We start from the raw sequence: 3,751 nt of genomic DNA on the forward strand, positions 1-3,751 counted from the left end.
TATCCAGCACCATATCATGCCACATTTCGTAAGTAGGGTCATCAAACTTGCGCTGTATCTCTTGGACGACAACAGGCTTCTCCCGCTCAATCTCTTCGGGGATGAACAGTGCATTAAATACCATATCAGACACTACCTTGAATGCAATATCTGCAAACTCTACCGGGATAGTTACGTGATATTCGGTGAAGTCTTTGCTCGTGCCAGCGTTAGTGCGCCCGCCATGCGACTCCACCACTGCATCCAGCTCATCGGGCTTAAAGTTCTTAGTCCCCTTGAATACTAAGTGCTCTAAAAAGTGCGATATGCCATTTATTTTAGGCACTTCATTAACAGAGCCAGTCTTTACCCATGCCTGCACCGATATAACCTGTGTGCGCGGCGTCTGCTCAAAGACCACCGACATGCCATTTGCCAGTTTAAATTCCTCGCTATTAGCCAACGACGCCCCCCCTACATAGAGTATTACCGCTAGGGTTAGTAGCACTATATGTCTTAACATAACTGCTAACATAGCATAAACAGAATGGAAAGTCAAGTAGCATAAACGGAGTATTAGAGCGTTTGCAAGGGATGGAAAGTTTTAATATATTTATTGGACATTGTTAGAACTATGTGCTAGAATTGTGCAAAACAGTGGGCACAAGTTTCAACGTGCCATCGTAATATAATCATCGCTGTTGCTGGGGTTTCACTAGTATTAGGGGAAAGGTATGAGGTTTTGCTTTGACAAGGTGGCTTGTCAGAACATTCGCAAGTCACTCCGTAAAGAATGGCTTGAAACTAATGGTTCTGGCGACTACGCCTCTAGCTCGCTCATCTGTTGCAATACCCGTAAATATCACGGATTGCTTGTGGCGGGTGCTGGACTGGAGAATCGTCACGTCTTATTATCCTCACTTGATGAGTCTGTTCTTGTAGATAACAAAGAGATGTTTTTCTCGTCTCACCGCTACCCTGATGGTGTGCAACACCCTGTCGGGCACGAATATATCAGCGCAATGGAAACTGGTGTCTGGACTATATTTAAGTATATGTTCGGCGATTTGAAGATAGTAAAAGAGGTTATGATGGTGCCCGGCAAGCGTGCCGTTATCATCAGCTACCATATACACTGCTCATCCGATATGCCTAAAGCACACCTGCGTATCAAGCCTATGACTGCGTTTCGGCACTTTCACGCACTCACGCACGAAAATGATGTTATAAACAAGAAAACAACTCCTATCCCATCAGGCTATAAGTTAAATGCTTACAAGGGGGTGCCACAGCTATGTCTGCAACTATTCGGCGACAACAATACCGTTGTGGGCAAAAAACAATACTGGTATAAAAACGTTGAGTATATAGTTGAGGCTGAACGTGGTTTTGACAGCAGGGAAGACCTCTTTATGCCCGGTGAGTTTGAAATAGAGCTTGTTCCCAATAAGAAAGTTTATCTGTTTGCCTCTACAGAGCCGTTTGACGAGATGTTTCCTGAGAAAAATGCCACTATAGAGAAGGTGTGGTTCACGGAGCTGTCTAGGCGTGAATTGTTAGCTAAAGATGCCGACACGTTAGAGGGACACCTTGCACTGGAGGGGGAGAAGTTTATCATTCGCCAGCTGAATGGCGACCCTGCTGTAGTTGCGGGCTACCACTGGTTCGGCGTATGGGGTAGAGATATGTATTTATCGCTACCGGGCTTAACGTTCTGTGCGGGCAGAGTGGCTGTTGGTGCGCATATATTGCAAACAGCTACTCGGTATATAAAAGATGGACTTATTCCGAATATGTACTCATCTGACGGCAATAGCCATGCATATAACTCTGCAGACGCTTCGCTTACATATATTTGGGCTATCAGCAAGATGTTAGTGGCTGACCCTAGCTCTAAATCGTTTGTCAAGAAGGAGCTTTGGTCTGTTATAAAAGATATTATAGCGGCGTATAGCAATGGTAGCGTGCCGTTTGCATTTGTGGATGCATCGGGACTGTTGCACGTAGGAGATGAGAACACACAGCTTACGTGGATGGACGCCAGTGTGAATGGTGTGCCCGTTACGCCGAGACACGGTTGCCCTGTTGAGATAAATGCACTTTGGTTTAACGCGTTAGCTTTTGCGAATGAATTGGCTGTTGAATTTAAAGATAAGACATGGGAAAAGCCCGATTTAGAAGCTATACAGAATGAGTTTTTTAAGCGTTTCTGGGTTAGCGACCCGCAGGGAGGCTATCTAGCCGATGTATGGCGGGACGGCTGGCGCGATATGTCATTAAGACCGAATCAAATATTTGCTATGTCTATGCCGTATCCGATATTGGAAGAGAAATACCACAAAGAAGCTATTGCGCGGGTGCGCCATTATCTGCTGACACCATTCGGGCTTAGGACGCTTGCTCCCGGTTCTTATGGCTACAGAGCTAGCTACGCTGGCGGACCTGCAGAACGGGACGGCGCATATCATCAGGGCACTGTTTGGACTTGGCTTTTGTCACATTACGCAGAGGCATTGCTCCGTTGTCATAAAGGTGATGACGGGGTTGCAGCAGGTAAATTATTACGGACTATAAAACCACTATTTACGCAACATTTAGCTGATGCGGGGGTAGGTAGCATATCGGAAATATTTGCAGGAGACCCGCCGCACCAAGCGGACGGCACTATAGCACAGGCATGGAGTGTGGCGGGTTGCCTACGGATGTTGCAGTTGGTTAATGAATATGAACCTGATGTTTATGCCGAGTGGGTGAACTCGCTTGATTTAGGCAAGTATGAGAGCACTCAATTATTTGGAGAAGTTCAGCGAGGCGGTAATAAGGGCAGTTCCTCTGTTAGAACCAAAAAAGGGTAGGCACTAATGCGAGTGTTAATGTTTGGTTGGGAATACCCTCCGTATATGAGTGGTGGGCTGGGTACAGCTTGCTACGATATGACGCAGGCACTTGCCCGCAAGGGGACGCAGGTTATATTTGTGCAACCGCAGGCTAAGGGTATCGGCGAAGTACCACTTGAATATGGCATTAGGCAGAGAACAGCAGACGGCGTTCAAGTTAAAAATAAATATTACGATTCTCGGTGGCGTAGAGCGTTTGATGAGATGTGGGAAAAGAACGTGTCGGTTCATTCGGTTGATTCGGCTATGACAAGCCCCTATTTTACTCCGCGTAGCTACGATGAATATCTGCAAAGTCTTGTGGTTAGCAGGAACGAAATGGCTCTTAATAGCGTTATATATGGCTATAACGATGGGACGATTTCACTGCACGGCGGTTATGGGCAAGATTTAATGAGTGAAGTCTATCGCTATAGCATTGCGGCGGGAGCGATTGCGCTAGAGGAGAGCTTTGATGTAATCCATGCACACGACTGGATGACCTATCTAGCGGGAATTATGGCTAAACGTATCACAGGCAAGCCGCTATTTGTGCATGCCCATGCACTAGAGTTTGACAGGAGCACTATGGAAAATGTCAACTCTGAGATAGCTCATATTGAATGGATGGGTTATGATGCGGCTGATAAGGTTATAGCAGTTAGCCAATATACGAAAAACTTGATAATGAAACACTACAACATACCTGAAAGCAAGATAGAGGTAGTGCATAACGCCGTTACCAAGGGCAATGCAGCAAAAGATTATAAAATACCTGATTTATGTTTGAATGAGAAACGGGTTCTATTTTTAGGCAGAGTAACATATCAAAAGGGACCTGATTACTTTATGGAAGCTGCTCGGCTGGTGCTGGACAAGTTGCCTAATACACGCTT

The 3,751-nt window shown here is 45.8% G+C and carries 3 protein-coding genes; 2 read left to right on the forward strand and 1 reads right to left on the reverse strand.

Features of this window, described 5'->3' with window-relative positions; translation table 11 throughout:
* The coding region (locus AC1MDJ_RS06985; protein WP_479690211.1) for a M16 family metallopeptidase at window positions 1–502 on the reverse strand (502 nt) is incomplete at its 3' end.
* A gap of 211 nt (window positions 503–713) precedes the next feature.
* Between AC1MDJ_RS06985 and AC1MDJ_RS06990 the strand changes: the two genes are divergently transcribed.
* Window positions 714–2,834, forward strand: coding sequence for an amylo-alpha-1,6-glucosidase (locus AC1MDJ_RS06990; RefSeq protein WP_479690212.1), 2,121 nt, complete (start codon window positions 714–716; stop codon window positions 2,832–2,834).
* Window positions 2,835–2,840: 6 nt separating this feature from the next.
* Window positions 2,841–3,751: glycosyltransferase family 4 protein (locus AC1MDJ_RS06995; protein ID WP_479690213.1), on the forward strand; the 911-nt coding region annotated here is incomplete at its 3' end.

This window comes from Candidatus Termitispirillum reticulitermitis, assembly GCF_054655775.1.

Bases quoted from the DNA above. Each gene is read 5' to 3' on its own strand.
- AC1MDJ_RS06990 (WP_479690212.1), top strand. From the start codon at position 714: ATGAGGTTTTGCTTTGACAAGGTGGCTTGTCAGAACATTCGCAAGTCA.